Origin of the sequence: Alteromonas sp. KUL106, from assembly GCF_009811415.1 — a bacterium.
Taxonomy (GTDB): domain Bacteria; phylum Pseudomonadota; class Gammaproteobacteria; order Enterobacterales; family Alteromonadaceae; genus Alteromonas.
In genome coordinates this window covers 1-606 of sequence record NZ_BLIG01000080.1, presented here as the reverse complement: position 1 = coordinate 606, position 606 = coordinate 1, and the positions used below count along the sequence as shown (strand labels likewise).

At 39.4% G+C, this 606-nt stretch carries 2 protein-coding genes; both read left to right on the top strand.

Annotation, left to right across the window (positions count from 1 at the left end):
• The first annotated feature begins 63 nt into the window (after nucleotides 1–63).
• The gene (locus tag GVO63_RS19300; RefSeq protein ID WP_014978218.1) at nucleotides 64–306 is read left to right on the top strand and encodes a type II toxin-antitoxin system ParD family antitoxin; all 243 of its coding nucleotides are present in this window, start codon (nucleotides 64–66) and stop codon (nucleotides 304–306) included.
• A complete protein-coding gene (locus GVO63_RS19295) occupies nucleotides 303–605 on the top strand; it encodes a type II toxin-antitoxin system RelE/ParE family toxin (RefSeq protein WP_159582062.1) in 303 nt (100 codons plus the stop codon). The genes GVO63_RS19300 and GVO63_RS19295 overlap by 4 nt, the downstream gene beginning before the upstream one ends.
• Nucleotide 606 lies beyond the last annotated feature (1 nt).

Below are 606 nucleotides of genomic sequence, written 5' to 3'. Positions count from 1 at the left end.
CGCTATTGACTTACAATGCACGTGTACCATAATTAGGTATATATTGGTACTTGGAGAAACCAGATGGCTAAAAACACCAGCATTACCCTTGGAGACCATTTTGATGGCTTTATTGCTAGCCAAATTCAAACTGGTCGGTATGGTTCAGCAAGTGAGGTGATTCGTTCAGCTCTTCGCTTGCTAGAAACACAGGAAACCAAATTAAACACTCTGCGTCAATTACTTGTAGCAGGTGAAGAAAGCGGCGAAGCTGAATACGACCTTGAGCATCTGATATCAGAACTAGACGGTGAATTAAAAGAGTGAAACCATTTAAGTTAACCGTAATAGCAAAATCAGATCTAAAAGATATTGCATTGTTTACGCAACGGAAATGGGGCCGAGAACAGCGTAATGTATATCTTAAACAATTCGACGATTCATTTTGGATGTTGTCTGAAAATCCTGATATTGGTAAAAGCTGGGATGAAATAAGAGCTGGATACAGAAAGTTTCCTCAAGGTAGCCATGTTATTTTCTACAAACAAACGGGCAGTCAGGAAATTCTGATCATAAGAATCCTTCATAAGAGTATGGATGTAAATCCTGTACGCTTTGGCGCATAAC